This window comes from Streptomyces sp. NPDC029292 (assembly GCF_055569295.1).
This window is the reverse complement of record NZ_JBVHXR010000009.1, coordinates 331,811-354,742: the sequence shown is the minus strand read 5'-3', so window position 1 is coordinate 354,742 and position 22,932 is coordinate 331,811. Positions and strand designations below refer to the sequence as shown.

General features: G+C 71.4%; 21 protein-coding genes and 1 pseudogene. 9 read left to right on the top strand and 13 right to left on the bottom strand.

The window, feature by feature from the left end:
* Window positions 1–96: 96 nt before the first annotated feature.
* The 3 genes from ACZ4WS_RS22085 to ACZ4WS_RS22075 form a co-directional block, all read right to left on the bottom strand.
* Window positions 97–1,035: an aminoglycoside phosphotransferase family protein gene (locus tag ACZ4WS_RS22085; protein WP_467982752.1), complete on the bottom strand. Its 939-nt coding sequence runs from the start codon at window positions 1,033–1,035 to the stop codon at window positions 97–99.
* A gap of 85 nt (window positions 1,036–1,120) precedes the next feature.
* On the bottom strand, window positions 1,121–2,236 hold the full coding sequence (locus tag ACZ4WS_RS22080; RefSeq protein WP_467982750.1) for an aminopeptidase P family protein: 1,116 nt from the start codon (window positions 2,234–2,236) through the stop codon (window positions 1,121–1,123).
* A 93-nt stretch (window positions 2,237–2,329) separates the two neighbouring features.
* Complete coding sequence (locus ACZ4WS_RS22075; protein ID WP_467982749.1) at window positions 2,330–2,953, bottom strand: LysE family translocator; 624 nt, start codon at window positions 2,951–2,953, stop codon at window positions 2,330–2,332.
* Window positions 2,954–3,097: 144 nt separating this feature from the next.
* On the opposite strand from ACZ4WS_RS22075, the pseudogene ACZ4WS_RS22070 reads away from it, so the two are divergent.
* Window positions 3,098–3,879: pseudogene (locus ACZ4WS_RS22070) on the top strand (phosphodiesterase).
* A gap of 61 nt (window positions 3,880–3,940) precedes the next feature.
* Here ACZ4WS_RS22070 and ACZ4WS_RS22065 read toward each other — a convergent pair.
* A complete protein-coding gene (locus ACZ4WS_RS22065; protein WP_467982747.1) occupies window positions 3,941–4,567 on the bottom strand; it encodes a PDZ domain-containing protein in 627 nt (208 codons plus the stop codon).
* A 92-nt stretch (window positions 4,568–4,659) separates the two neighbouring features.
* Window positions 4,660–5,526, bottom strand: a complete 867-nt coding sequence (locus ACZ4WS_RS22060) for a LysR family transcriptional regulator (RefSeq protein ID WP_467982746.1) — start codon at window positions 5,524–5,526, stop codon at window positions 4,660–4,662.
* A 95-nt stretch (window positions 5,527–5,621) separates the two neighbouring features.
* Between ACZ4WS_RS22060 and ACZ4WS_RS22055 the strand changes: the two genes are divergently transcribed.
* On the top strand, window positions 5,622–6,359 hold the full coding sequence (locus ACZ4WS_RS22055; protein WP_467982745.1) for a CTP synthase C-terminal region-related (seleno)protein: 738 nt from the start codon (window positions 5,622–5,624) through the stop codon (window positions 6,357–6,359).
* Between the two features lie 80 nt (window positions 6,360–6,439).
* Complete coding sequence (locus ACZ4WS_RS22050; RefSeq protein ID WP_467982743.1) at window positions 6,440–7,945, top strand: hypothetical protein; 1,506 nt, start codon at window positions 6,440–6,442, stop codon at window positions 7,943–7,945.
* On the opposite strand, the gene cyc2 is transcribed toward ACZ4WS_RS22050, so the two are convergent.
* On the bottom strand, window positions 7,908–10,091 hold the full coding sequence (cyc2, locus tag ACZ4WS_RS22045; RefSeq protein ID WP_467982741.1) for a germacradienol/geosmin synthase Cyc2: 2,184 nt from the start codon (window positions 10,089–10,091) through the stop codon (window positions 7,908–7,910). The genes ACZ4WS_RS22050 and cyc2 overlap by 38 nt on opposite strands.
* Before the next feature lie 216 nt (window positions 10,092–10,307).
* Window positions 10,308–11,171 (bottom strand): TIGR03619 family F420-dependent LLM class oxidoreductase, encoded by an 864-nt coding sequence (locus ACZ4WS_RS22040; RefSeq protein ID WP_467982739.1) that lies wholly within the window; start codon window positions 11,169–11,171, stop codon window positions 10,308–10,310.
* 210 nt (window positions 11,172–11,381) lie between these two features.
* On the opposite strand from ACZ4WS_RS22040, the gene ACZ4WS_RS22035 reads away from it, so the two are divergent.
* Both ACZ4WS_RS22035 and ACZ4WS_RS22030 read left to right on the top strand, forming a co-directional pair.
* Complete coding sequence (locus ACZ4WS_RS22035) at window positions 11,382–12,191, top strand: alpha/beta fold hydrolase (RefSeq protein WP_467982738.1); 810 nt, start codon at window positions 11,382–11,384, stop codon at window positions 12,189–12,191.
* Window positions 12,188–13,453, top strand: a complete 1,266-nt coding sequence (locus ACZ4WS_RS22030) for a cytochrome P450 (RefSeq protein ID WP_467982736.1) — start codon at window positions 12,188–12,190, stop codon at window positions 13,451–13,453. The genes ACZ4WS_RS22035 and ACZ4WS_RS22030 overlap by 4 nt, the downstream gene beginning before the upstream one ends.
* 4 nt (window positions 13,454–13,457) lie before the next feature.
* On the opposite strand, the gene ACZ4WS_RS22025 is transcribed toward ACZ4WS_RS22030, so the two are convergent.
* Both ACZ4WS_RS22025 and ACZ4WS_RS22020 read right to left on the bottom strand, forming a co-directional pair.
* Complete coding sequence (locus tag ACZ4WS_RS22025) at window positions 13,458–14,669, bottom strand: damage-control phosphatase ARMT1 family protein (RefSeq protein WP_467982734.1); 1,212 nt, start codon at window positions 14,667–14,669, stop codon at window positions 13,458–13,460.
* Window positions 14,670–14,763: 94 nt separating this feature from the next.
* Window positions 14,764–16,566, bottom strand: a complete 1,803-nt coding sequence (locus tag ACZ4WS_RS22020) for a S8 family peptidase (RefSeq protein WP_467982732.1) — start codon at window positions 16,564–16,566, stop codon at window positions 14,764–14,766.
* Window positions 16,567–17,030: 464 nt separating this feature from the next.
* On the opposite strand from ACZ4WS_RS22020, the gene ACZ4WS_RS22015 reads away from it, so the two are divergent.
* Window positions 17,031–17,957, top strand: coding sequence for a lytic polysaccharide monooxygenase auxiliary activity family 9 protein (locus tag ACZ4WS_RS22015; protein WP_467982730.1), 927 nt, complete (start codon window positions 17,031–17,033; stop codon window positions 17,955–17,957).
* Between the two features lie 9 nt (window positions 17,958–17,966).
* Here ACZ4WS_RS22015 and ACZ4WS_RS22010 read toward each other — a convergent pair whose 3' ends face one another.
* From ACZ4WS_RS22010 to ACZ4WS_RS22000, 3 genes are all read right to left on the bottom strand, one after another.
* On the bottom strand, window positions 17,967–18,599 hold the full coding sequence (locus tag ACZ4WS_RS22010; protein WP_467982780.1) for a redoxin domain-containing protein: 633 nt from the start codon (window positions 18,597–18,599) through the stop codon (window positions 17,967–17,969).
* Complete coding sequence (locus ACZ4WS_RS22005; RefSeq protein ID WP_467982728.1) at window positions 18,520–18,888, bottom strand: IclR family transcriptional regulator domain-containing protein; 369 nt, start codon at window positions 18,886–18,888, stop codon at window positions 18,520–18,522. The genes ACZ4WS_RS22010 and ACZ4WS_RS22005 overlap by 80 nt, the downstream gene beginning before the upstream one ends.
* Window positions 18,889–19,075: 187 nt before the next feature.
* Window positions 19,076–19,741: a Tat pathway signal sequence domain protein gene (locus ACZ4WS_RS22000; RefSeq protein WP_467982726.1), complete on the bottom strand. Its 666-nt coding sequence runs from the start codon at window positions 19,739–19,741 to the stop codon at window positions 19,076–19,078.
* 631 nt (window positions 19,742–20,372) lie between these two features.
* On the opposite strand from ACZ4WS_RS22000, the gene ACZ4WS_RS21995 reads away from it, so the two are divergent.
* From ACZ4WS_RS21995 to ACZ4WS_RS21985, 3 genes are all read left to right on the top strand, one after another.
* Window positions 20,373–21,023 (top strand): DUF6230 family protein, encoded by a 651-nt coding sequence (locus tag ACZ4WS_RS21995; protein WP_467982724.1) that lies wholly within the window; start codon window positions 20,373–20,375, stop codon window positions 21,021–21,023.
* Window positions 21,023–21,460 (top strand): DUF6114 domain-containing protein, encoded by a 438-nt coding sequence (locus tag ACZ4WS_RS21990; RefSeq protein WP_467982723.1) that lies wholly within the window; start codon window positions 21,023–21,025, stop codon window positions 21,458–21,460. The genes ACZ4WS_RS21995 and ACZ4WS_RS21990 overlap by 1 nt, the downstream gene beginning before the upstream one ends.
* Window positions 21,461–21,526: 66 nt before the next feature.
* On the top strand, window positions 21,527–22,345 hold the full coding sequence (locus tag ACZ4WS_RS21985) for an SAM-dependent methyltransferase (protein ID WP_467982722.1): 819 nt from the start codon (window positions 21,527–21,529) through the stop codon (window positions 22,343–22,345).
* Between the two features lie 7 nt (window positions 22,346–22,352).
* Here ACZ4WS_RS21985 and ACZ4WS_RS21980 read toward each other — a convergent pair whose 3' ends face one another.
* Window positions 22,353–22,895, bottom strand: a complete 543-nt coding sequence (locus ACZ4WS_RS21980) for an NAD(P)-dependent oxidoreductase (RefSeq protein WP_467982720.1) — start codon at window positions 22,893–22,895, stop codon at window positions 22,353–22,355.
* Window positions 22,896–22,932 lie beyond the last annotated feature (37 nt).

The following is a 22,932-nucleotide window of genomic DNA, read 5'->3' as shown; positions in this document are numbered from 1 at the left end:
CGTCTGGCTCCACACCTACAATCACCACCGCGGACACACCGCGCTCAAGGGCCAACCACCCGCCAGCCGCGTCCCCAACCTCACGGGTCAGTACACCTAGGACGTCTCGTCCAGCCCCTCGCGGAGGTCCGTGACCCGTTCCAGCAGGATCGACTCCCAGGCGCGGCGCAGTTGTGTCCGAAGGAGCGGGACGGGGCTGTCGTCGCGTCCCTGGATGCGGTCGGCGAGGCGGATCACGGTGTCGCAGCGGGACAGCCACAGGCCGCGCAGACAGGGGCGGGCGCCGTACCCGGCGAGGGTGGCGGCGCGTACGGCCGCGGGGGCGCCGACGGCGATCGCGAGCCCGGCGATGTCCTCGGTGGGGTCGCCGATCACCGCCTCGGTCCAGTCGAGGACGCCGCGCACCCGCCCGTCGGCGCTGACCACGAGGTGTTCGCCCTTGAGGTCGTGGTGCACCAGGACCGCGGCGCCCGGCCCGGCGAGCTGGACGGCGGCGGGCGCGGTGAGCTGGGCGAGGCGCCCGGGGTCGAACTCGTCGGCGGCGGCGAGCTGCTCGGCGGCGTGCGCGGCGGCCGTGCGCAGCGCCTCCAGGGAGCGCGGCGCGGCGCGTGGGACACCGAGCGTCTCTGCCTGGCGTACGGGCACTTCGCGCAGCCCGGTGAGCAGCCCGGCCAGGTCGGCCTCACCCACGGCCGAGACGTCCCGTTCCTCGCCGGAGCCGCCGGGCAGCCTGGTGTCCAGGGTGTAGCTCCGTCCGCTCGCCCACTCACCCTGCGCGACGCTCACCGGCACGGCGACCCCGATGTGCGGGCGGACCAGGTCACGCAGGCGCAGTGCGCGGCGCTGGCGTACGGAGGCGTCGCGGTCCGGGGCGAGCCGCAGCACATGCCGCGTACCGACCCACCAGGTGGCGTGCTCGCCGCCCTCGGTGACGGGCCGGACGTCGGGTCCCGCGCCCTCCGCCGCGCCGTCGGCGAGCAGGGTACGGACCAGTCGGCGGACGGTGTCCGCGGTCGGTGTCGGTGCCTGGGTCATGGTCGCGCCGTTGTCGTCGGAGGGCGGTGGGGCCGTCGGGGGCTTCGGGGCCGTCGGGGGCTTCGGGGTGTGGTCCTGGTGGCGGTCAGTCGACGACCACCAGCTCGCGGGAGGTGGTGTTGAGGCGGCGTCCGCCGTCCTCGGTCACCGTCACGATGTCTTCGATGCGTACCCCGAAGCGGCCGGGCAGGTAGATGCCGGGCTCCACGGAGAAGCACATCCCGGGTACGAGGGGCAGTTCCTCCCCCTCGATCATGTACGGCGGTTCGTGGGTGGTGACGCCGATGCCGTGCCCGGTGCGGTGGATGAAGTACTCGCCGTATCCGGCCTCGGCGATGACCGCGCGGGCCGCCCGGTCGACGTCCTGACAGGCGACGCCCGGCCGCACCGCGCGGAAGCCCGCTTCCTGGGCCGCGCGCACGATGTCGTGCACCGTGCGCTCCTCGTCGTCCGGTTCGCCGACGTGGACCGTGCGGGAGGTGTCGGATCCGTAGCCGTGCTTGAGGCCGCCGAAGTCGAGGACGACCATGTCGCCGCGCTCGATGACGCGGTCGCCGGCCTCGTGGTGCGGGTTGGCTCCGTTCGGGCCCGAGGCGACGATGGTGAAGTCGACCTGGGAGTGCCCGAATCGGCGCAGCAGATCGGCGATGTCGGCGGCGACGTCGGCCTCCCTGCGCCCACCGAAGGGAACCTTCCGGATCTCCTCGTACGTTGCGTCCGCGGCCGCCCCGGCGGCCGCCAACCGCTCCAGTTCCGCCGCGTCCTTGACGGCCCGCAGCATCGGCAGGGCCTCGGTGAGGGCGACGTAGCGCGTGTCCGGCAGCCGCTTCTGGAGGCCGAGCAGGTGCAGGGCCCAGGCGTTGTCGCTGACTCCGAAGCGGCCGCCCCGGTCGAGGAGGGACGCGGTCGCCTCGTAGGGGTCCTTGCCGTCGGTCCAGTCGCGGAGCGTCAGCATGGGGGCCGCGGCTGCCGCGTCCGGGGCCTCCAGGGTGGGCACGACCAGGACCGGGTCCTGTCCGGCCCTGAGCACCAGCATGGTGAGCCGTTCGGTCTCCACGGGCCGATAGCCGGTCAGCCAGATCAGATCGGGCCCGGGCGCGACCAGGACGCCGTCGAACCCGGCGTCCGCGGCGGCCTCGGCCGCGCGCCGCATACGGGCCTCGTAGTCGCCGGCGGTGAAGGGCGCGGGCGTGCCGGTCATCCATGCCTCCGTCTGTCCGGAACCCCCCAGGGGGCTACGGGCAGCATCCTGCCCTTCCGGTGAGGCGCGCGCGAGCCGGTTACCGCCGTTGTGTCAGCTCTCCAGGGCGAGACGGGCTCCCAGGAGCAGCAGCACGCCTCCGGAGACCTGCTCCAGGCGCCGGCGCACGCCGGTGCGGGACAGTACGGCCTTCATGCGGCCGACGAACCACACGTACAGACCGTAGTAGCCGACCTCGTAGACCGCCCAGAGTGCGGCGAGCCCGATCATGGTGGGCAGCTGCGGTGCGCCCGCGGGCACGCACTGGGGGAGGAAGGACATCGCGAAGATGGCCGCCTTGGGGTTGGCGAGGTTGAGCAGCAAGCCTCCTCGATAGGACGCCCAGTCGCTCTTCTCGGCGCCCTCCCAGCCACCGCCGTCCACGGCCCCCTTGGAGCGGCGCGCCTGCCACAGGGTCTGGACGCCGAAGCCGACGAGCACGACCGCGCCGACGATCCGCATGACGTCGTAGGCCACTTCGGAGGCGGCGAGCAGCGCGGTGAAGCCGAGCGCGGCGACGACGCCCCAGACGAAGACGCCGGTCTCGTTGCCGAGCACCGTCAGGAAGCCGGACCGCCTGCTGCGCAGCGACTGCTTGATGATCAGCACCGTGCTCGGGCCGGGCGAGGCGGCGATCAGTGTGCAGGCGCCGAGGAAGGCGAGAAGGGTGCTCAGCATGCGGCCATCGTGGCGTGCCGCCTCTCGTGCGGCCAGTCCTTTTCCGACACCACCCGCCTAACGGATAAGCATTGTCCACCCATTAGGCCTAATGCTTAGATGGGCATGTTCCGTTAGGGCGATGAGGGGGATGAGGGGATGAGCATGCTCGTTCTGGCACACATCAGCGACCTGCACATGGACGGGACCGAGCGGGCGACGGAGCGGGCCGCACGGGTGCGAGACCGACTGTGGGGACTGCCCGGGAAGGTGGACGCGCTCCTCGTGACCGGGGACATCGCGGATCACGGCACGGAGGCGGAGTACGAGGAGGCGGCGCGCCTGCTCGGGTGCGTGACGCCGGAGCCCCGTTCCCCGTCCTCACCTGCCCGGGCAACCACGACAGCCGCGCGCCCTACCGCAAGGCGCTGCTCGGGGAGCCCCCGTCCGCGGGGCCGGTCAACAGCGTCCACGTCTTCGACGACGCGGCCGTGCTGATGTGCGACTCCAGCATTCCGGGCAGCGACGAGGGCGAGTTCGACGAGGAGACGTACGCCTGGATCGAGGAGACGCTCGACGAGCTGGACGGCCTCAGGGCGCTGCTCGCCTTCCATCACCCGCCGGTGGCGCTGCACCACCCTCCCCCACTGCCTAAAGGGCGTGGGAGGTACCCCCACCCGGACGCGTACCAACTGCGCCGACCGGACCGTCTGGCCGCACTGTTGGAGCGCAGGCCCGAGGTCGTCGGACTCATCACGGGCCACGCGCACACGCCCGCCGCGACCGTCTTCGCCGGGCGCCCGCTCGTCGTCGGTCCCGGTGTGACGTGGACGCTGCGGCTGCCCTGGGAGGGCGAGCGGGCCGCGGACCTGGACGCTCCTCCTGGGATCGCGTTCCATGTACTGGACGAAGAGGGGCGGTTGACGAGCCACTTCAGGGTTGCCTGAAAGGTTGGCCGAGGGCTGTGCTGTGGCTGGACTGAGGGGTTGCCTGAAGGATCGTCCGGCCTCAGGTCACGACCCCGGGGACCGCGGACAGTTGCTGGTGGTTGCCGTTCGCGTGCCGCACGGTGAGGGTGACGGCGGTCCCGGGGGGCGCGGCGGCGACCGCGCGTGCGAGGTCGGCGGCCGACTGGAGCCGGGTGCTGCCGAAGTCGAGCAGGACGTCGCCGCGGACCAGGCCCGCGGTGGAGCCGGGGCCAGGGATGTGGACACCGACGACGAGTGCGCCCGCGTCCTTGGGGACGTCGACGGCTTCGACGCCGAGTGTCGCCTGCACCGACTCCTTGTCGGGTTCCTTCGAGGAGGCCGGACTCCCGCTGCCGGGGGTCGGCTTGGCGCCACCGGTCCGTGGCGCACCGGAGGTCTGCCCCGGTTGTTGCCCCGCTGCCCCCTCCGCCCCCGCCTGCTTCCGCAGATCCGCCAGCTTGCTCATGCCGATCACCGTGGCGCCCACGGTGCCCAGGCCGATCCCCGACAGGACCAGCACGGTCCCGACGAACAGGCCGAAGAGCAGAGTCATCAACCGCCTGCCGCGTCGCCGCGCGGCATGCGGGCGCCTGGTACTGCCGGACGGACGGCCACCGCCCCGCTCCTGACCGGGCATCGGCTTGGGACGCAACGCGGTCTGTTCCATGGATCGCCTCCGGCAGATGCTCTACGGACCGCCATCGGCTGTTGCTCTACCCGGCGCCTCGGCGCGCGACGATTCACGAACGAGTGAGACTGTCAAGCGCGTTCGAGAAGTTTGTCCGCCATGGTCGCCGCCGCTCCCCGCAGCGATCCGCCGTGCACCAGCTCCGTGCGGTGCACGACGCGCGGCGCCACGAGCGGGACGGCCACCGTTCCCGGGACGCCGATCGCCATTGTGCGCGGCAGCAGGGTCAGCCCGTGCCCCGCGGCGGCCAGGGCCGTGAGGGTACGGATGTCGGTGCCCTCGTAGCGCAGGGCCGGGCGGAAGCCGCCGCCGCCGTTCGCGGTACGGAGTTGAGCCAGCGGCAGAGCCGCGCCGGGCGCGTCCAGCCAGCGGGCGTCGACGAGGTCGCCCAGGCGCAGCCCGCCGCGCCGGGCGAGGGGGTGCGTCTCGGGCAGCAGCACACAGACGGGTTCCTCGCCGACGCCGCCTGTGGTCAGCGGCGCCACATCGGGGAGCCGCACGGGGTCGTTGGGCGCGGTCAGACCGTCGACGAGTCCAAGGTCCGCCGTGCCCGCGGCGACGGCCGCGGGGATCTCGTCCCGGGTCAGCACCCGCAGGGTCACACCGGCGGCGGGCAGCGCCGCGACCGTACGCGGCCCGAGCGCGGTCGGCGCCGCCGCGAGCGTCACCCCGTGCTCGGGCACCCCTGCCATCCGTACGACGTCCGCGCGAGCCGCGTCCAGGCGCAGCAGCAGTGGCCCCGCGTGTTCGAGGAGCCGCTCGCCCGCCGCGGTGGGCGCGACCGGGCGCCGGGTCAGCAGCGGCGCGCCGAGGTCCTGCTCCAGCGCGGCGATGTGCTGGGACACCGCGGACTGGGTGTAGCCCAGCTCGCGCGCGGCCTCCGAGAACGAGGCGAGCCGGGCCACGGTGACGTACGTACGCAGGAGATGCGGGTCCATGCGCTCCAGGATCCCGCACATCATCAGCGTTGCTTATCGAGGGTCCACAAATCATCGTTGGACGTGAACCACGTGGCCCGCCCAGGATGAACGGCATGACGAACAACGCGGCCCCAGCCGCTCGCATCGCCCTCGTCGGCGACCGCTCCCCGAACGTCCTCGCGCACACCCGGATCCCGCTCCTGCTCGACGCCCTCGCCACCCGTGACCGGCTCGTCCTCGACGCGTACTGGATCCCGACCGAGGACGCCGAGCACGCGGAGGCGGTACGCGGCTTCGACGCGGTGTGGGTGATGCCCGGCAGCCCGTACCGCAGCGAGGCCGGGGCGCTCACCGCGATCCGCACCGCGCGCGAGGACGGCATCCCGTTCCTGGGTACGTGCGGCGGATTCCAGCACGCCCTCCTCGAGTACGCGCGTGACGTCTGCGGCCTCACCCAGGTCGCGCACGCCGAGGTCGACCCCGACGCCGAGGACCTCCTGATCGAACCGCTCGCCTGCTCACTCGTGGGCCACGAGGCCACGGTCACCATCGAGCCGGGCTCGCTCGCCCAGTCCGTGCTGGGTGCCGAGAAGACGGTCGAGCGCTACTTCTGCTCGTACGGGCCCAGCCGCCACCTCGACACCCTGCGCGCTCACGGACTGCGGTTCAGCGGGCACGACGAGGACGGCCACGTCCGGATCGCCGAACTCCCCGGCCACCCCTTCTTCCTGGCCACGCTCTTCCAACCGGAGCAGTACGGGGACGGCTCGCGCCCGCACCCCATCGTGCGGGCACTGGCGCGCGCCGCCGTGGCCCACGCGTCCGTCGCGCGACAGGGCCAGGCCGTGTGACGGCCGGGCGGCCGGGCGGCCGCGCCAGGCTCGGGGTCCGGCCGAGGCCGTTGTCAGTGGCGGCTGTTACGTTCTGTGACATGACCGATCACGCCCTGCGGCTGCTCCGGGAGAACCCACGCCTGGCCGAACTGGCCGCGTTTCCCTTCCACTTCGATCTGGACCGCGCGGACCACGTCGAGGAGGTCCGGCTCGCCTCGGACGGCCCGCTGGAGCCGATAGCGGGGGACGACACGGGCGGTACGTATTTCGTGTGCGCGGACGGCTCCGTGCTGTACGCCGACTCCGAGGGCTCGGCCGGGATCATCGGGGACAGCGTGGACGGGGCGCTGGAGGTCCTGGTCGGACTGCCCGGCTGGCACGCCTACGTGGGCCTCGAGCCCGGCGACGGCGCGGAGAAGATCCTCGCGGAGGTCGCCGACACGGAGGACGAGATCCGCGAGTATTACGGGATCGACGCCGAGCGGGCCGAACTCCGGGCGGCGCTGGGCGTGCCCGAGCGCTCCCCCGTGGAGCTCATCGGCATGCTGCACTCCGCCCTGCTGCGCACCGAGCCCGACTTCCTCCTGCTCAACGGGGTGGAGGGGTGCGCTTATAGCCTCCTCGACCGGCATCCCCGTCCCCCGCTGCGGGAGACGGTCCTCGAACGGGGCCGAGCGGATCTGGCACTCCTGCGAGAGGGGACGTCGTGGGACGAGGTGGCCCGGGACCGGGGGCGCCGCGCCCTCGCCCTGCGCGCCGCCCAGTACGACCGCCGGGACACCGACCTCGCGCTGCTGCGGCACCTGCTGAAGCACGAGGCCGAGGCCTCGATGACCGACGAACTGCGGCTCGCCGCCGTTCTGGTGGGGCTGCACGGCCTGCCCGAGGACCTGCCGCTGCTTTTCGAGGTCCGCGAGACGACGTACGACACCTGGTGCGGTCTCGGCGGCATGCCCGAACCCGGCGCGAGCGGGGACGAACTGCGGGAGTGGGCACGGAACCTCGACGACTCCCTCTTCGGCACCGACCCTTCCGACGAGCCGTTGCTCACCTGGACCGGCCTGGCGCTCGAACAGGGGAGGGACGAGTTGGCCCGTGCCGCCCTGATCCGTCTGCTGGACGACATCGACTTCGGGGGGTGCCGCTACGACGGAATGCCGCCGGAGAGACGAGACGCACACCCGCTCCGCGCACTGCCCTACGCGTTCGAGGAGTTGGGCGACTCCTTCCAGGCCCTGCGCGCCCAGCGCCTCTACTCGCGCCTCCAGGACACCGCGCAGGACCGCGTCTCGGCACTCCTGACGCTCGCCCGGATGGAGCGGGAGGAGCATCAACTCCGGGAAGCCATAAGCACTTTGGCGCGGTTGCGCGACACACTGGCCAAGCCCGCCGATGACACCCTGCGGCACTGGCGCGGCACCAACCTGGGTGCGTACATCGTCGAGGAGCACCACGAGGTGGTCCGCGCCGCCTCGGCCGACGCGAGCCTCGCCGAGGACGTCCGCGAGGTCACCGCGGCCGCCGCGGCGCTCCTCGCGGAGCTGTCCGAGGCGGCCCGGGCGGGCGTCAGACAGCAGCCGATACCGGAGTCCCCGGCCGGCTGAAGGGCGGCGCGGGCAGCTGGTCCGGCAAGAAGCCGTGGGCGCGCCGGGCCAGGTCGGCCGCGCCGTAGCGGTGGCAGTCCTGGTGCCACTTCAGGATCCCGGCCATCCAGTTCTGCAGTTCCCCGACATAGCCCTGCATGATCCCGCGCACTTCCTCCGAGAGCTTGAAGTCCTCGTACAGGATGGGCAGTTCATGGGCGGCGACGTGTTCGAACTGCTGCATGCGCTGGGTCATCAGGTCGTGGATGATGCCGAGCGCCATCGGGTAGTCGCAGCCGAAGAAGTTCTGCACGACGAGGATGCCGTTGTGGACCTCGCCCTCGTACTCGATCTCCTTCTGGTACGAGAAGACGTCGTTCATGAGCATCGCGTAGTCCATCGCCGCATTCTCCAGCGAGCGGACGGGGCCGCTGCGGTAGACCTCCGGCGGGACCTTCCGGCCGTGACTGAGGCGGCACAGGCTCATGGTGAGCTCCGAGCCGAAGGTGGCGCGGCGCATCTCCAGGTAGTCGACCGGGTCGGGGATGCGGTTCTGGATCTGGTTGGACAGCTCCCACAGCCAACTCTCCGTCATCACATCGACCGCGGACCGGAATTGGCGCCGCTCGTCCGGGGTCATCGCCGCGGCGGTGCGCTGCCAGAGGTCGATGAGGCCGCGCTCCATGCCGTTGGCCGGGACGGGGACCTCCTCTCCGTCGATGGGCATGCAAGCCGACAGCCGCGCGGTGGTCAGCCTGGCCGCGGCCAGGTCGCGGCGGTTGCCGAAGACGAGCGGGTAGTAGTCGTCGCCGTAGGTGCCCCAGGCCAGCCACTGGGAGCTGACGTCGAGGGCGTCCGCCGTCGCGTCCGGGTGGATGCCGGCCGCGCACAGCGGCAGGTCGTAGGCGGCGAGTTTGTCCTCGTCCCAGACGCCCTCCTGGAGCATGCCCATGGCGTGCATCCAGCCGGTGAGACGGTCTCGCGCCCCTGGCAGATGCGGGCTGAGCGTCACCTCGAACGGCATGTAGAAGTCGGGGAGTCGAGAGGGACCGACCTTCTGGAACGGGACGTGGGTGTACGAACGCAACCGCTCCGCACCAGCCGCGGAGAGCAGGGCCCCGACCTCCACGGCCGACGTGCCGAACCCACCGACACCGAACGGCCGCTCCCCCTCCAGCGCCCCCTCGTTCATATAGCGGCTGGACCGCATGTGCCATTCGTGGCCGCCCGACTGCCAGTCCTGCAGCCCCTGTGTGTACGCGGCGACCGCCGCGACCTCGTCCGGCGCGAGCCCCTTCTCCACGGCCAGCGCGGGCACTTCGGTGAGTGCCGTGTGCTCGAACTGGTGGAGCCGGGAGGTGAGGATGTCGTTGACGGTCTCGGCGGCCTCCTGCGTCGTGCAGCCGAAGAACGTCTCCAGGACGAGGATGCCGTTGCTGAGCTCGCCCTCGTCCTCGACCTCCCGCTGGTAGGAGAACAGGTCGTTGCGCAGATGCACCCCGTCGGAGAACGTCTCCATCAGCACGCGCAGCGGCCGAGACCCGGAGACGCAGGCGGGCACTTCGGCGGTCGCGTACTCGACGAGCCCCGCCGACCAGGGGGCGCCACCCACCTTGCGGCGCATCTCGATGTACTCGACGGGGTTGGCGATCCGCCCCTCGTTGATGTTGGAGAGCTCCCACAGCGACTCATTGAGCAGGTGCTCGCTGGAGACTGCGAACCGCTCGCGCCACTCCAAGGACATCGAGGGCACGGTGCGCGCCCACAGGTCGGCGAGCCCCGCCTCCACGGGATTCTCCGGCTCCGGTACGGGAGTCGAGAGGTCCAGCGGCATGAAGAGGGGCAGCCGGTCGAGGTAGGCCTTGCCGCCGTCGCGGTCCTGGCTGCGTTTGAAGGTCTCCAGGAAGTGGTCGTCGAAGAAGAACACCCACACGTACCAGTCGGTGATGAGGGAGAGCGCGGGCCCGTCGCAGTCGGGGTGGGTGTAGGCGCAGAGCAGCCCGTAGTCGTGCGCGTCGAGGTCGGACTGTTCCCAGATGCCGGAGCCCTCCAGCATGCCCATTCCGCGGGCCCACTCGACCGAGTGGGCGCGCGCCTCGTCGAGATGCGGGTTCAGCCGCGCGGGATACGGCATGTAGAAGTGCGGGAGTTCGAACGGCTGCGTCATGGCCGGGCCCTACCCATGGCCCTCCGGGGACATCCACGGGCCGGGACATGATCACACCATCGCGTGAATCGGTGCGTAAAGGCACGATGTACCGGCAAAGGACGCTACTCCCTCGGCGCCACGAACTCCCACAGCCCCGTCATACGGCGCCCATCCGCATAGGGCACCTATCTGCATACGGCGCCGATCTGCGGCGGTGAGTGCGCGTCGATGCCCTCACTTGCCCGAGGCGACGGGCAGCACCTCCTGGGCCACCCACGCCAGCGCGTCGGGCAGCGCCTCGGTGGACACCGGAAGCCACAACGAAACGGAGGAGAGACCGGCCTCGGCCAGCAGTCCGAGCTCGTCGTTCACACTGTCGGCGGTCGCCCGCTCGCCGCCGAGCGGCCGCCCCGGCACGTCCACCGCCGGAGAGAAGCCCGGCGGCACCAGGAAGGCGCCCGACGTCAGCACAAGCGTGTCCGGGTCCCGGCCGGTGTCCTTGCCGAGCACCGCGAGCCGCTCCCGTACGGCGGTGAGCGCGGCCGCGTCGAGGCCCGAGCCGTGCCAGCCGTCGCCGTACCGCAGCGCCCTGCGCAGGGCCGCGTCGCTCTGTCCGCCGATCCACACCTCGGGGCCACCGGTGCTGGCCGGCCGTACTCCGAGCCGCATGCCGTCGGCCCGGTCCTCCCACAACTCCCGCATGACGCTGAGCTGTTCGTCCATCCGCTTGCCGCGCCCGGCCAAGGAGGCCCCCACGGCGGCGAACTCCGCCGGGTCCCAGCCGGTGCCGAGGCCGAGCGTGAAGCGGCCCTGCGAGAGGCGGTCGAGGGTGGCGGCCTGATGGGCCAGGACGACGGGGTTGTAGAGCGGCAGGATCAGGATGCTGGTCACCAGGCGGATCCGGTCCGTCGCGCCCGCGATCGCCGACAGCAGTACCAGCGGGTCCGGGGTCACGCCCGTGTCACCCGCGAGAACGTGCCCGCTCGCGATGAGATGGTCGAAGCCCAGGCGCTCGGCCGTCCGGGCGGCCTCCATGACCCCGTCGAGCTCGCTCTCCCGCCCGGGCCACAGCCGGTGCGGGCCCACTCCGATCCGCATGCGCTCAGTTCCTCTCGCTCGGGTCCGGTTCGTACCGCACGCCGGCGTCGGCGCACGCCGCGGGCCGGGTTCGGCGCACAACTCGTCCAACGGGTCGACTGCTGTCCACAACACACCCTCGCACAGCGGCAGTTGGCTCAGCGGCACATCCCACGGACGTGTCGTCGCGCGCCCCTTGCCGACCCGCAGCCTCCGGGTCACCGTGGTGGCATGACCTCCTTCGTGCTTCCCCATGAAGTACACGGCGACGGCGCCCACAAGGTGTTCGCCGTGCACGGCTGGTTCGCCGACCGGTCCGCGTACACGGCGGTGCTGCCGGATCTCGACCGTGCCGCGTTCCAGTACGCGCTGGTCGATCTGCGTGGCTACGGGGAGGCGCGGGACGCGGCCGGCGCGTACACGACCGCCGAGGCCGCCGCCGATCTCGTCGAGCTGGCCGACCGGCTCGGCTGGGAGCGGTTCTCCGTGATCGGCCACTCGATGGGCGGCAGTGTCGCCCAGCGCCTGCTGGCGCTCGCCCCGGAGCGGCTGCGCCGTCTGGTCGGGGTCTCACCGGTGCCCGCGTCGGGGCTGCCGCTCCCCGCGGACCAGTGGGAACTCTTCGCCGACGCGGCGCACAAGCCGGAGAACCGGCGCGCCATCATCGACTTCACGACCGGCACCCGCCGCCCCGCGGTCTGGCTCGACCGGATGGTGGCGCGCTCGCTCGCGCTCAGCGACGCGAAGGCGTTCCGCGCGTGGCTGGACTCCTGGGCCGGGGAGGACTTCCACGCCGAGGTCGAGGGATCGAGGGTGCCCGCACTGGCTGTGGTGGGCGCGCTGGATCCCGCACTGTCGGCGGGCCTGCTGCGGGAGACCTGGCTGTGCTGGTACCCCGGCGGCGAGGTCCGTGAGCTGCTCGGGGCGGGCCACTACGCGATGGACGAGACCCCGCTGGAGCTGATCCGCGTCGTGGAGGACTTCCTGCGTGCGGACGACGCGGACGCGGACGAGCGCGCCACCGAGGGCGACGCGGCATGACGGTACGCGAGGCCGCGCCGCCCGTGCCGGACGTCTTCGATCCGCGGCGGTACGCCGAGGGGGTCCCGCACGCCGCGTACCGCACCCTCCGCGACCATCACCCCGTCGCCTGGCAGGACGAGCCGGAGCTGCTCGGCTGGCCCGCGGGCCCCGGGTTCTGGGCGGTGACCCGGCACGCGGACGTCGTCAGGGTGCTGAAGGACTCGGCGACGTACTCGTCGTATCTCGGAGCGACCCAGATCCGCGATCCCGATCCGGACGACCTGCCGTTCATCCGGCGCATGATGCTCAATCAGGACCCGCCCGCACAGGGGCGGTTGAGGCGGCTGGTGAGCCGGGCGTTCACGCCCCGCCGTGTGGACCACTTCGAGTCGGTGGCGCGCGCACGGGCCCGCGCACTGCTCGCGGGTGCGGTGGCCGAGGCCCGCGCGGGCGACGGCACCTGCGATCTCGTCGCCACGGTCACCGACGACTACGCCCTGCTCAACCTCGCGGACCTGCTCGGCGTTCCGGAGCGCGACCGCGGGCTGCTGCTGCACTGGACGCGACGCGTCATCGGCTACCAGGACCCCGACGAGGCGGGCCCGCCGATGCTCGACGCCGCGGGCAAGCCGGTCGATCCGCGCTCCCCGGCGATGCTGCGGGACATGTTCGCGTACGCCCACCAGCTGGCCATCTACAAGAAGAACCATCCGGACGACGACGTGATGACCACCCTCGCGGCCGACCCCGAACTCGCCCCCGCCGAGCTGGAGATGTTCTTCTTCCTGCTCACGGTCGCGGGCAACGACACCGTACGCGGCGCGGCTCCCGGTGGCCTGCTGGCGCTGGCGGAACACCCGGACTCGTACCGGAAACTACGGGCCGGGGAGGCCCAACTCGGCACTGTTGTCGAGGAGTTGCTGAGATGGCATCCCCCGGTCCTCACCTTCCGCCGTACGGCCGCCGTCGACACCGAGCTGGCCGGACAGCGCATCCGCGCGGGCGACAAGGTGGTCGTCTTCCACGCCTCGGCCAACCACGACGAGCGCATCTTCAGCGACCCACACCAACTCGATCTGACCCGCACCCCGAACCCGCACGTCTCCTTCGGGGACGGCCCGCACGTCTGCCTCGGCGCGCACTTCGCCCGGCTGCAACTACGTGTGCTCTACGAGGAGACGCTGCGAGCACTTCCCTCGCTGCGGCCCGCGAACCCGCCTCGACGGCTCGTCTCGAACTTCATCAACGGGCTCAAGTCGCTGCCAATACAGCTGAGTTGAGAGCTCACGGATGACTTGAGAGCTGGCGCCTCACCTGGATCAGCGCGTGCGTCCCGCTCGTGCGCCAACGCTGTTCCCCGGCGGCGACGAGGGCGGCCTCGGTGGAGGCGTCCAGGCCGACGATCACATCGGACTTGAGAGTGCGCAGGGCGGCCACCGGGCCGGGGAAGTACGCGGTGGGGACCGCGAAGGGGGTGGTGGCCGGGTGGAGCCGGTCGCCGATGAGGCGGCGGTAGTTCAGGTCGCCCTTCATGATCGTGACGTCGGCCTCCGCGAACTCCTGGCGGAGGTCGTCGGGCATGTCGGCGTACGGCAGCGGGGCGCAGGAGAAGGAGTGGGCGCGGACCGCGAGGCGGCCGTCGGTCATGGCCGACCAGAGGCGGTGGCCGGAGTCGGCGGCGGCGCCCTTGGCGGCGGTGAGGCGGCGCAACGCGTCGATCACGTCGGCGGTGGTGGCGTCGGAGACGTAGTACGGATACGGCTTGACGTGCAGGACGGCGCGCCCGACGCGGCCCGCCAGGAGGAGATGGTCGATGAGGAGCAGGTCGGGGATGAGTTCCCGGCCCGCGTTGTCCGCGACCAGACAGAGGGTGCCACCGGAGAACGACGACCACAGCAACTCGCTGTCGTTCGCCACGAGTTGGGAGTCGACGTCCGTCTCCCCCGCCGCGCCTGCCAGGCGGAAGCCGAGGTCCGCCCGGTTCCCCCACAGCGAGCCGTGCAGCAGCGCCTCCTCCTGGTCCTCGACCGGTTGCCCCGCGAGCCCGTCCAGCGCGGCGAGTTCCTCGTCGGCCTCCGGAGTGTCGAGTTCGGCGAGCTTGAAGGGGCGGAAGGGATCGATGCCCTTCCAGGGACCGGGAGCGAAGTACCCGACGGCTTCCAGGAGTTGACGGTAGAAGTAACTCTCGGACCACAGAAAGGGCACATCGAACCACGACCGGCCGACGTACTTCCGGCCACCCCACGCATCCCACTGCTCGCGGTCCGCCGCCTGCGCGCCGAGCGGTTCGATGACGCCCTCGGTGGCGTTCTTCAGCAGGGCATCGAGCGCGCGGTGCTGCTCGGGGCCGTACGGGAAGGCGTCCCGCACCTTCCGGATGAGCGCCGGATGCCGCTCGGCCAGCACGCTCCAGGGGAACGAGCCCGGTACGTTGCTGAAGATCACGGGCGCGTCGGCGAGATCGGCGGATCGGGCGGGTTCGGCGGGTTCGGGCATGCGGCTCACCGTACCGGCTGAGCAGAAGGGGCCGGCCGACACGCGTGTGCGTCGGCCGGCCCCTCCCCCCGTAGAGCTCAGCAGGTCAGCTGGGTCAGAACGTCAGCTTCCAGCTGTTGAGGGTGCCGGTGTCCTGTGCGGCCACGTCCTGGACGCGGAGCTTCCAGGTGCCGTTCGCGGTCTCGGTGGAGGCGTCGACGGAGTACGTGGTGTTCACGTTGTCCGCGGAGTCCGAGGTGCTGGAGGACTTCAGGCGGTACGTCGAACCGTCCGGGGCGACGAGGTCGATGACGAGGTCACCGCGGTAGGTGTGGGTGATGTCGACGCCGACCTGGAGGGTGGAGGGCGCGTTGCCGGTGCGGCCGCTGACCGCGATCGGTGACTCGACGGCGGAGCCGGCGTCCGGGATCGCGACGGAGGACATGCTGGAGAAGGTCGTACCGCCGGTCGAGCCGCCGCTCGTCGCCACCGCCTGGACGGTCTTGGTAGCGTCCGCGAGTCCTGCGCCGCAGCCTCCCGAGCACGTCCCGGGCAGGGCACGGGCGTTGGTCTTGATGGCCGACTCGATCTGCGCCGGGGTGAGCGACGGGTTCGCCGACTTCATCAGCGCCACCAGGCCCACGATGTGCGGGGTGGCCATGCTGGTGCCCTGGTAGTAGGCGTACGACTCGGTGGACGCGGTCTTCGTACCGGAGTTCAGCGTGGACAGGATGCCGTTGGCGGTGCCGGTGCTCATCTCGCCGCCGGGGGCCGCGATGTCGACGATCGAGCCGTAGTTGGAGTACGAGGCCCGGGAGCCGGTGCGGCCGGTCGCGGCGACGGTGATGACGTTGGTGCAGCTGGCCGGGGAGTACTTGGAGGCGTTGTCGTTGTCGTTGCCCGCGGCCACGACGACCGTCGTACCGCGGTTCACCGCGCCGTTGATCGCCGTCTGGGTGGCCGAGGTGCAGGCGCCCGAGCCGCCGAGGCTCATGTTGATGACCTTGGCGACGTTGGTGTTGGCCGGGACGCCGGAGACGCTGCCGCCGGACGCCCAGGTGATGGCGTCGATGATGTCGGAGTCGTAGCCGCCGCACTTGCCGAGGACGCGCAGCGGGGAGATCTTCGCGTTGTACGCGATGCCCGCGACGCCCTTGCTGTTGTTGGTGACGGCGGCGATGGTGCCCGCGACATGGGTGCCGTGCCACGAGGACCCGCTGGAGCCGGTGCCCGTGCCGCACTCGTCGGTCGCGTACCAGTCGCCCGGGTCGGCCGGGTTGCTGTCGCGTCCGTCGCCGTCGACCGAGACGGCCGTGTCGGAGATGAAGTCGTAACCACCGACGATGTTCGCGGCGACGTCGGAGTGGGCGACGTAACCGGTGTCGATGACGGCGACGGTCACGCCGCTGCCCGTGGAGGTGGACCATGCACCGGGGACGCGCATACCCGCCGTGCTCTCGAACAGGTCCCACTGCTTGCTGTACTCGGTGTCGTTCGGGTCCGCCTGCGCCTTGTTGAGGCGGTCCGGTACGACGTACGCGACCTGCGGGTCGGCCTGGTACTGCGCGATGACGTCGGCGACGTCCGACTTCTTGAGCTCGGCGCCGAGGTCGACGAGAGCCGCGCCGGTGCCGAGGCGCCGCTGGAAGTCGAGGTTCTCGCCGGCCTTCTTGCCCTTGGCCCGGGCGTCGGCGTCGGCGGCCTTGTTGGACTTCGCCTCGGTGGCGCCGGACTTGTAGCCGACGATCAGCCGCTCGGCGGGGGCGGCGGCCGCCTGCGCGGCGGGGGTGATCTCCGTCTGCTCGGTGGACGGCTGGGCGGCGACGACCGTGGTGGTCATTCCGGCCAGCAGGGCGGCTGATATCGCGGCGACGGATATCAGCCTCCGTCCGGCGTCGCGGGAGGGGGAGGGACGCAAGGGCTTGCCTTTCGTGGCCGGCTCCGGGCGGCGCGGCGCGGGGCGCGGAGCAGCGGTCGATTCGCTTCGTCGTCGAAGCGGCGGGGGTGCAAATCCAGAAAGCGGCGCGGTGGCCGGCCAGGCGCGAGCGACCCGGCGAGGGGTTTCCTGTGGGTCGGCTGTGCTCGAACGATAGGCAAGGGGCAGGTAAGAGGGATATGGGGGAAACCCTCGATCTGGCCGGTAACCGACCCTAGGGATCGGGCGGTTGGTGGCAAGTACCCCGTTTCGCCCTTGCCGCGGATCTGAACGTCCGGCGGCGAACCCTCGTACTACACGCTGCGGTGCCGCCGTTCGCGCGCGGCGCCGTGCCGCCACACCCGCGTTCCACCGCTTTCCCCGCTCCCCCCGCTTCCCCCGCTTCCCCCGCTTCCCCCGCTTCGCCGCTTCCCCCGCTTCGCCGACCCACCAAGGAGACCCACCGGATGACCGCCCACCGCACCCCCACCGCGGCCGCCGTCGCCGTGGGGGTTTCCCTGCTCCTCACGACCTGGGCGGCGGGACCGGCCCAGGCGCACGGCGCGCCCACGGATCCGGTCAGCCGGGTGGCGGCGTGCTCGCCCGAGGGCGGGAGCAGGATCCAGAGCGCGGCCTGCAAGGCGGCGATCGCCGCGAACGGCGCGCCCTTCACGGCCTGGGACAACCTCCGGGTGGCCGGCGTCAACGGCAGGGACCGCGAGGTGATCCCCGACGGGCGGCTGTGCAGCGGAGGCCTGCCCGCCTACAAGGGCCTCGACCTCGCCCGCGCCGACTGGCCCTCGACCCGCCTGACGCCCGGCGCGGCCTTCACCCTCACGTACAGCTCGACGATCCCGCACACGGGGACCTTCAAGCTGTTTCTGACGAAGCCGGGTTACGACCCGACGCGGCCCCTGAAGTGGTCCGACCTGCCGGCGACACCGTTCGCCACCGCCACCGACCCGTCCCTGGTGAACGGCGCCTACCACATCAAGGCCAAGCTGCCGTCCGACCGGACCGGCCGCCAGATGCTCTACACGATCTGGCAGAACTCGAGCACGACGGACACGTACTACTCGTGCTCGGACGTGGTCCTCACCGGCGGTGGCGCGGCGTCCGTGCCCGCCCAGCGGACGACGTCACCGGCGAAGGTGACGACGACGCCCGCGCGGACGACTCCGTCACCGGCGCGGACGACCGCGTCGCCGGAACAGACGGCCACGTCGTCGGCCCGGGTGACCACTTCACCGGCCCAGGAGACCACGCCCCAACACCTCGCGCCCGCCGCCGACAGCAAGTCCGGAGGCAATACCGCGCTCACCCTCGTCGCGGGCGGAGCGGCGGCGCTACTGCTCACCGCGGGTGCGGCCCTGACCCTCCGGCGGCGCCGCTGAGGTGGGGCGTCAGGTCTGCGGGGTGGCGCACTCCGTCGCCAGGCGCAGGGCCTCCCGCACCGCGTGGGGGATGTCGCCGACGGGGAACAGGACGTGCCGGATGGTGCGGTCCGCGTCGACGACGAGGATCAGACGCTTGAGGCGGAGCTGGCCGGCGCCGCGGAAGGTGGACAGGCGCAGCGCCGCGGCCAGCCGCAGCTGGGCGTCGGACAGCAGCGGACAGGGCACGGCCTCCGCCTCGGCGAAGGCCGCCTGTTCTCTGGGGAGTTGAGTGCTGATCCCGTGCACGGTCACACCGGCCTGCTGGAAGTCCGGCCAGGAGTCGCGGAACAGCCGGTTCTCCAGCGTGCAGCCCACCGCGCCGGGCAGTGGCTCGTCCCACTGCACCCCGGTCGCGGGGTAGGTGAGCAGCACGTTCGCGGCCGCTCCCGGGCCGACGACCTCGCGGGTGGCCCCGTCGGCTCCCGGCAGTTCGAGGCCGGGCGGCAGCCGCGTACCGATCAGGCCGTGCACGCGGGCGTGCTCGGCGCCGTCGTCGGAGGCGGTGGCGGTCGTCGCGCCGTCACCGAAGATCCAGCGGTCGGCCCAGTCCTGCATCGCCACCAGCAGCGGGAGCAGGGCGAGGCCGAGATCGGTGAGCAGGTACTCGTGGCGGACGGGGCGGCCGGTACGCTCCCCCGCGGCCGGCGCCGAGTTCGCGCGACAGGTTCCGCACGGTCTCCCGCACCCGTACGACATGCCCCTGCCGGAACTCGTCGGCCACCAGTCGCTCCACGGGCCCGACGATGCCGAGGGCCCCGATGGTCCGCCCGGTGCGGTCGACGACCGGCGCTGCGATGCCCGCGTCGCTGAGGGTGGCCTCCTGGTCCTCCAGCGCGTATCCGGTCTCCAGGACCTTGTCCAACTCGGTGTCGAGCACCTCGCGTTCCACCGAGGGCACCGGTGCCGACGGACACCCCGGGCGCATCCCACGGGTCCGAATCCTCGGGCATGGTCATACCTTCACGCTATGGATCGTGAACCCCATTCATCAACACGGAACCGTGCCCGTCTTCCCATACTGCTGAGGGCGGACGGGAGTTCACTCCCGTCCGCCCTCAATGGCCGTGTAGCAAGGTTCAGTTGACGAAGACCGCCGGGCTTCCGGACTGGCTCGTGTCGGAGACGGGTGCGTACTTGGCGGTGAAGTAGCCGTTGCTGAAGCACAGCGACGAGCCGGAGTACTTCGTGAACTGCTGGCCGGTGAAGGCGATGCTGTTGTCGGTGTTGCTCGCCGTGCCGGACAGGCTCGCCGCGCGGTAGACGCAGGTGATGCTGCCCAGCAGGGTGCGCAGGACGACGGTGGTCTGGATGGTCGAGTCGGCGGCCGGGGTGACGGTCACCGTGCCGTCGGAGGCCACCGTGGTGGTGTACGGGAGGTTGTCGACCTTGATGCTGGTGACGCCGAGCACGCCGACGACGTTGCTGGTGCAAGTGCTGCTGTCGAAGGTGTGCCCGGTGAGTGACTCGGTGGCCGTACCGGGGGCCGCCGGGTTGTCGGTGACGGTGGCGGTGAAGGTCGACGCGGAGCAGGAGATGCCGCTCGTGCCGGTACTGCTGGAGTAGAGCGTGGCCGCGGTGCCGCTCGCCAGCGAGGCGCTGAGGACGTCTCCGGTGGCGACGGGGGTGCCGCCGGCGCTGCCGGTGGTGAGCACCGGGGTGTCGGCCGCGGAGGCGGGGACGGTCGCGGACACCGAGAGCGCGGCGACGACGCCGACGAGGGCAAGGAGGGATCGAGTACGCATGGGGGGTGCCTCTTCTCCGAAAGGGGGGGTGAGGGTCCCGTTCTCCGAACGGGGTGCGGGGCCTGGGGCCGCTGCCGGCCCGTGACGCCTTCTCCGTACGCGACGGACCGGCAGCGGCAGGGGGCTACCGGGCACGGTCCAGGGGGAAGGCGACCGTGCCGGTGCCGTGGGGGGCGGAATGAGGGATCGCGCCGTGCATCCAGAGGCGCTCAGAGGTGTTCAGAGGTGCCAGAGGTGCCAGAGGTGTCACGCACACCCCGCGACAAGGCGGGGGCCGGGAGGGTGACAGCGCGCCGCGCTACGGATCCGGCGCCACGGATCCGGGGGAAACAAGGGAGAGTTGTAGACCTGACGCATGGTCAACGTCAAGGCGGAGCAAGGAAGTTGAAGGTCAAGACGCTCCCCGACGGATGCGGAGTGCACAGCCGCCACACAATCAACACCCTTTTCTCACAAGCCCCTTGACCCGCAAATGTAACCCCCGGCAACTTCCTCGGCGGCTACTGCGGCGTAACCAGAAAGCCCTTGCATCCGCCGGGAGTTGTCAGGAGGTGTGCGCCGCAGCCGCTGTCCGCGCCAGGACAACACGCCACTGGACCCCTACCTGCATGACCATGCCCAGGGAGCACACATGGCCTCGTCCTCGGACGCCACGGCGTCCACCCCCGAGAACCCCGAAAGCGATTCCGCGAGACGCGGGCGGGTCCGCCTGCGCCGCGCCGCGGTGATGGCGGTGCCTGCCACCGCGATCGCCGCCGGGCTGATGATCCTCACCGCCCAGGGCGCCCTCGGCGTCCAGTTCGCCATCTCCGGCATGCCGTTCACGGTCACCGCCACCGAGCTCAACGGCACCGGGTTCGAGCAGTTCGGCGGCCTCGACAACATGGCGGAGGACAGCCCGAACGCCGGCGACACCGGCGGCCAGGTCCTGGTCATCACCTCCGCGATCAAGAGCGCGACGCTCACCAAGCTGTGCCAGAGCGTCGACCTGGGCGGTACGAACCTGGTCATCACCGCGGGCAGCGGTTCGGACAAGGTGCAGGCGACCGACCTGACCACGGACTCGACCGAGCTGTCGGGCGACGCGTCCTTCAACAACATCGAGATCGGCAACGACGCCAGCACCCTCGACAAGGCCGGAGTCCAGGGCAACAAGGGCGTCTTCAGCCAGCAGGCCGACACCGTGCGCATCGCGAACCTGCGGCAGACCAACTACGCGACCACGGCGGCGGTGTTCAGGCTTCCTGGTCTCAAGCTCCGCTTCAGCGATACGGGTTGCTGATGTCCTCCGTCCGGAACCTGAGGTCCGGTTTCCGGCAGTGGCGCGCGCACCGCCCCTTCTGGGGCGGGGTGCTGCTCACGCTGGCCGGGGGCGAGATCCTGCTCACCGAGAAGGCGTCCCTGAAGGTCGTCATGCACATCGGCATGCAGGGCCTCGCGGGCTATCTGCTGCCCGCGCTGATGGTGCTCTGCGGCCTGCTGATCCTCTTCAATCCGACGCAACGCCTCTTCTACTCCCTCCTCGGCATCCTCCTCTCCCTCGGCACCTGGCTCACCTCCAACCTCGGCGGCTTCCTCGTCGGCCTCCTCCTCGGAGCCACCGGCAGCTGCCTCGCCTTCGGCTGGCTCCCGAACCAGGAGCCACGGCGCCGGCTGCTGCGCGGACGTCTGCGCCGAACGGCGGGGTCGCCCACCTGGTTTTCGCGGCCCGCGAGATGACAAGTGTCCTGGGAGACGGGTGTGACAACTTGATGGCGTGAGTGGCGACTTGACGGGAGGACGGCGATGTCCGACAGCGAAGGACCGGCCGGCGGACGAATGGACATCGAGAGCGCGCACTCCGCGCGCATCTACGACTACATCATCGGCGGAAACGACTACTACCCCGCCGACAAGGACGCGGGCGACGCGATGTCGCGGGAGTGGCCCGCCCTGCCGATCCACATGCGGGCCAACCGCGACTTCATGCACCGGGCGGTGCGTCATCTGGCCGAGGAGGCCGGGATACGCCAGTTCCTCGACATCGGGACCGGCATCCCCACCTCCCCCAACCTGCACGAGATCGCCCAGGCGGTGGCTCCCGAGTCCCGGGTCGTGTACGTCGACAACGACCCTCTGGTCCTCACCCTCTCCCAGGATCTGCTGGCCAGTTCGCCCGAGGGCAGGACGTCGTACATCGAGGCGGACATGCTGGACCCGGCGAGCATCCTGAACGCCCCGGAACTGCGGGAGACGCTCGACCTCGGCCGGCCGGTGGCCCTCACGGTCATCGCCATCGTCCACTTCGTCCTGGACGAGGACGACGCGGTCGGCATCGTCCGCCGCCTCCTGGACCCGCTCCCGTCCGGCAGCTACCTGGCGATGTCCATCGGCACCGCCGAGTTCGCGCCCGAGGAGGTGGGGCGGGTCGCCCGCGAGTACGCGGCCCGCGGCATGCCCATGCGGCTGCGCACGCACGCCGAGGCCGAGGAGTTCTTCGAGGGCCTCGACCTCGTGGACCCGGGCATCGCCCAGGTCCACAAGTGGCATCCCGACGGCACCGGCACCGAGGCGATCCGGGACGAGGACATCGCCATGTACGGGGCGGTGGCCCGCAAACCGTAGGGCGGACCTAGCGATCCAGGATGGCGGTGCGCCCCGACCACTCCTCGCTGTCGAGCTGCCTCAGCATGAAGTCGGCGACGTCGGCGCGGCTGATGCGGCTGCTCACCTTGCGGGGCGGGGCCTCCGCGGCGGTGTACGCGCCGGTGCGGGGGCCGTTGGTGAGGATCGCCGGGTGGACCAGCGTCCAGTCGAGGCCGCTGGAACGCAGCATCGCGTCGGCTTCCGCCTTGTCCGCGAAGAGCTTCTTCATCAGCAGGTTGATGGCGATCTTCGGCACCGTCCCGGTGTAGCGCATGGTGTCTCCCACGCCGAGGGCGGACAGCACCACGACACGGTCCACACCGGCGGCGCGCGCGGCGGGAATCAGGGCCCGGGTGGCACGCCCCGCGAGGGTGGACTTGAAGTCCTTGCCGGGTCCGAGTGCGGACACCACGGCGTCGCTGTCGCTCAGCGCGCGGCGGAGGTCTTCGCTGCCGTCGGCCGCATCGCCCGCATCGCCCGCATCGCCCGCATCGCCCGCCGACGGATCCGTCTGACCGACGGCCGACACCGCCTCAGGCGGACTGCGGGGTCATGCGGACTACAGG

Bases quoted from the DNA above. Each gene is read 5' to 3' on its own strand.
- ACZ4WS_RS22085 (WP_467982752.1), bottom strand. From the start codon at position 1,035: ATGACCCAGGCACCGACACCGACCGCGGACACCGTCCGCCGACTGGTC.
- ACZ4WS_RS22080 (WP_467982750.1), bottom strand. From the start codon at position 2,236: ATGACCGGCACGCCCGCGCCCTTCACCGCCGGCGACTACGAGGCCCGT.
- ACZ4WS_RS22075 (WP_467982749.1), bottom strand. From the start codon at position 2,953: ATGCTGAGCACCCTTCTCGCCTTCCTCGGCGCCTGCACACTGATCGCC.
- ACZ4WS_RS22065 (WP_467982747.1), bottom strand. From the start codon at position 4,567: ATGGAACAGACCGCGTTGCGTCCCAAGCCGATGCCCGGTCAGGAGCGG.
- ACZ4WS_RS22060 (WP_467982746.1), bottom strand. From the start codon at position 5,526: ATGGACCCGCATCTCCTGCGTACGTACGTCACCGTGGCCCGGCTCGCC.
- ACZ4WS_RS22055 (WP_467982745.1), top strand. From the start codon at position 5,622: ATGACGAACAACGCGGCCCCAGCCGCTCGCATCGCCCTCGTCGGCGAC.
- ACZ4WS_RS22050 (WP_467982743.1), top strand. From the start codon at position 6,440: ATGACCGATCACGCCCTGCGGCTGCTCCGGGAGAACCCACGCCTGGCC.
- cyc2 (WP_467982741.1), bottom strand. From the start codon at position 10,091: ATGACGCAGCCGTTCGAACTCCCGCACTTCTACATGCCGTATCCCGCG.
- ACZ4WS_RS22040 (WP_467982739.1), bottom strand. From the start codon at position 11,171: ATGCGGATCGGAGTGGGCCCGCACCGGCTGTGGCCCGGGCGGGAGAGC.
- ACZ4WS_RS22035 (WP_467982738.1), top strand. From the start codon at position 11,382: ATGACCTCCTTCGTGCTTCCCCATGAAGTACACGGCGACGGCGCCCAC.
- ACZ4WS_RS22030 (WP_467982736.1), top strand. From the start codon at position 12,188: ATGACGGTACGCGAGGCCGCGCCGCCCGTGCCGGACGTCTTCGATCCG.
- ACZ4WS_RS22025 (WP_467982734.1), bottom strand. From the start codon at position 14,669: ATGCCCGAACCCGCCGAACCCGCCCGATCCGCCGATCTCGCCGACGCG.
- ACZ4WS_RS22015 (WP_467982730.1), top strand. From the start codon at position 17,031: ATGACCGCCCACCGCACCCCCACCGCGGCCGCCGTCGCCGTGGGGGTT.
- ACZ4WS_RS22000 (WP_467982726.1), bottom strand. From the start codon at position 19,741: ATGCGTACTCGATCCCTCCTTGCCCTCGTCGGCGTCGTCGCCGCGCTC.
- ACZ4WS_RS21995 (WP_467982724.1), top strand. From the start codon at position 20,373: ATGGCCTCGTCCTCGGACGCCACGGCGTCCACCCCCGAGAACCCCGAA.
- ACZ4WS_RS21990 (WP_467982723.1), top strand. From the start codon at position 21,023: ATGTCCTCCGTCCGGAACCTGAGGTCCGGTTTCCGGCAGTGGCGCGCG.
- ACZ4WS_RS21985 (WP_467982722.1), top strand. From the start codon at position 21,527: ATGTCCGACAGCGAAGGACCGGCCGGCGGACGAATGGACATCGAGAGC.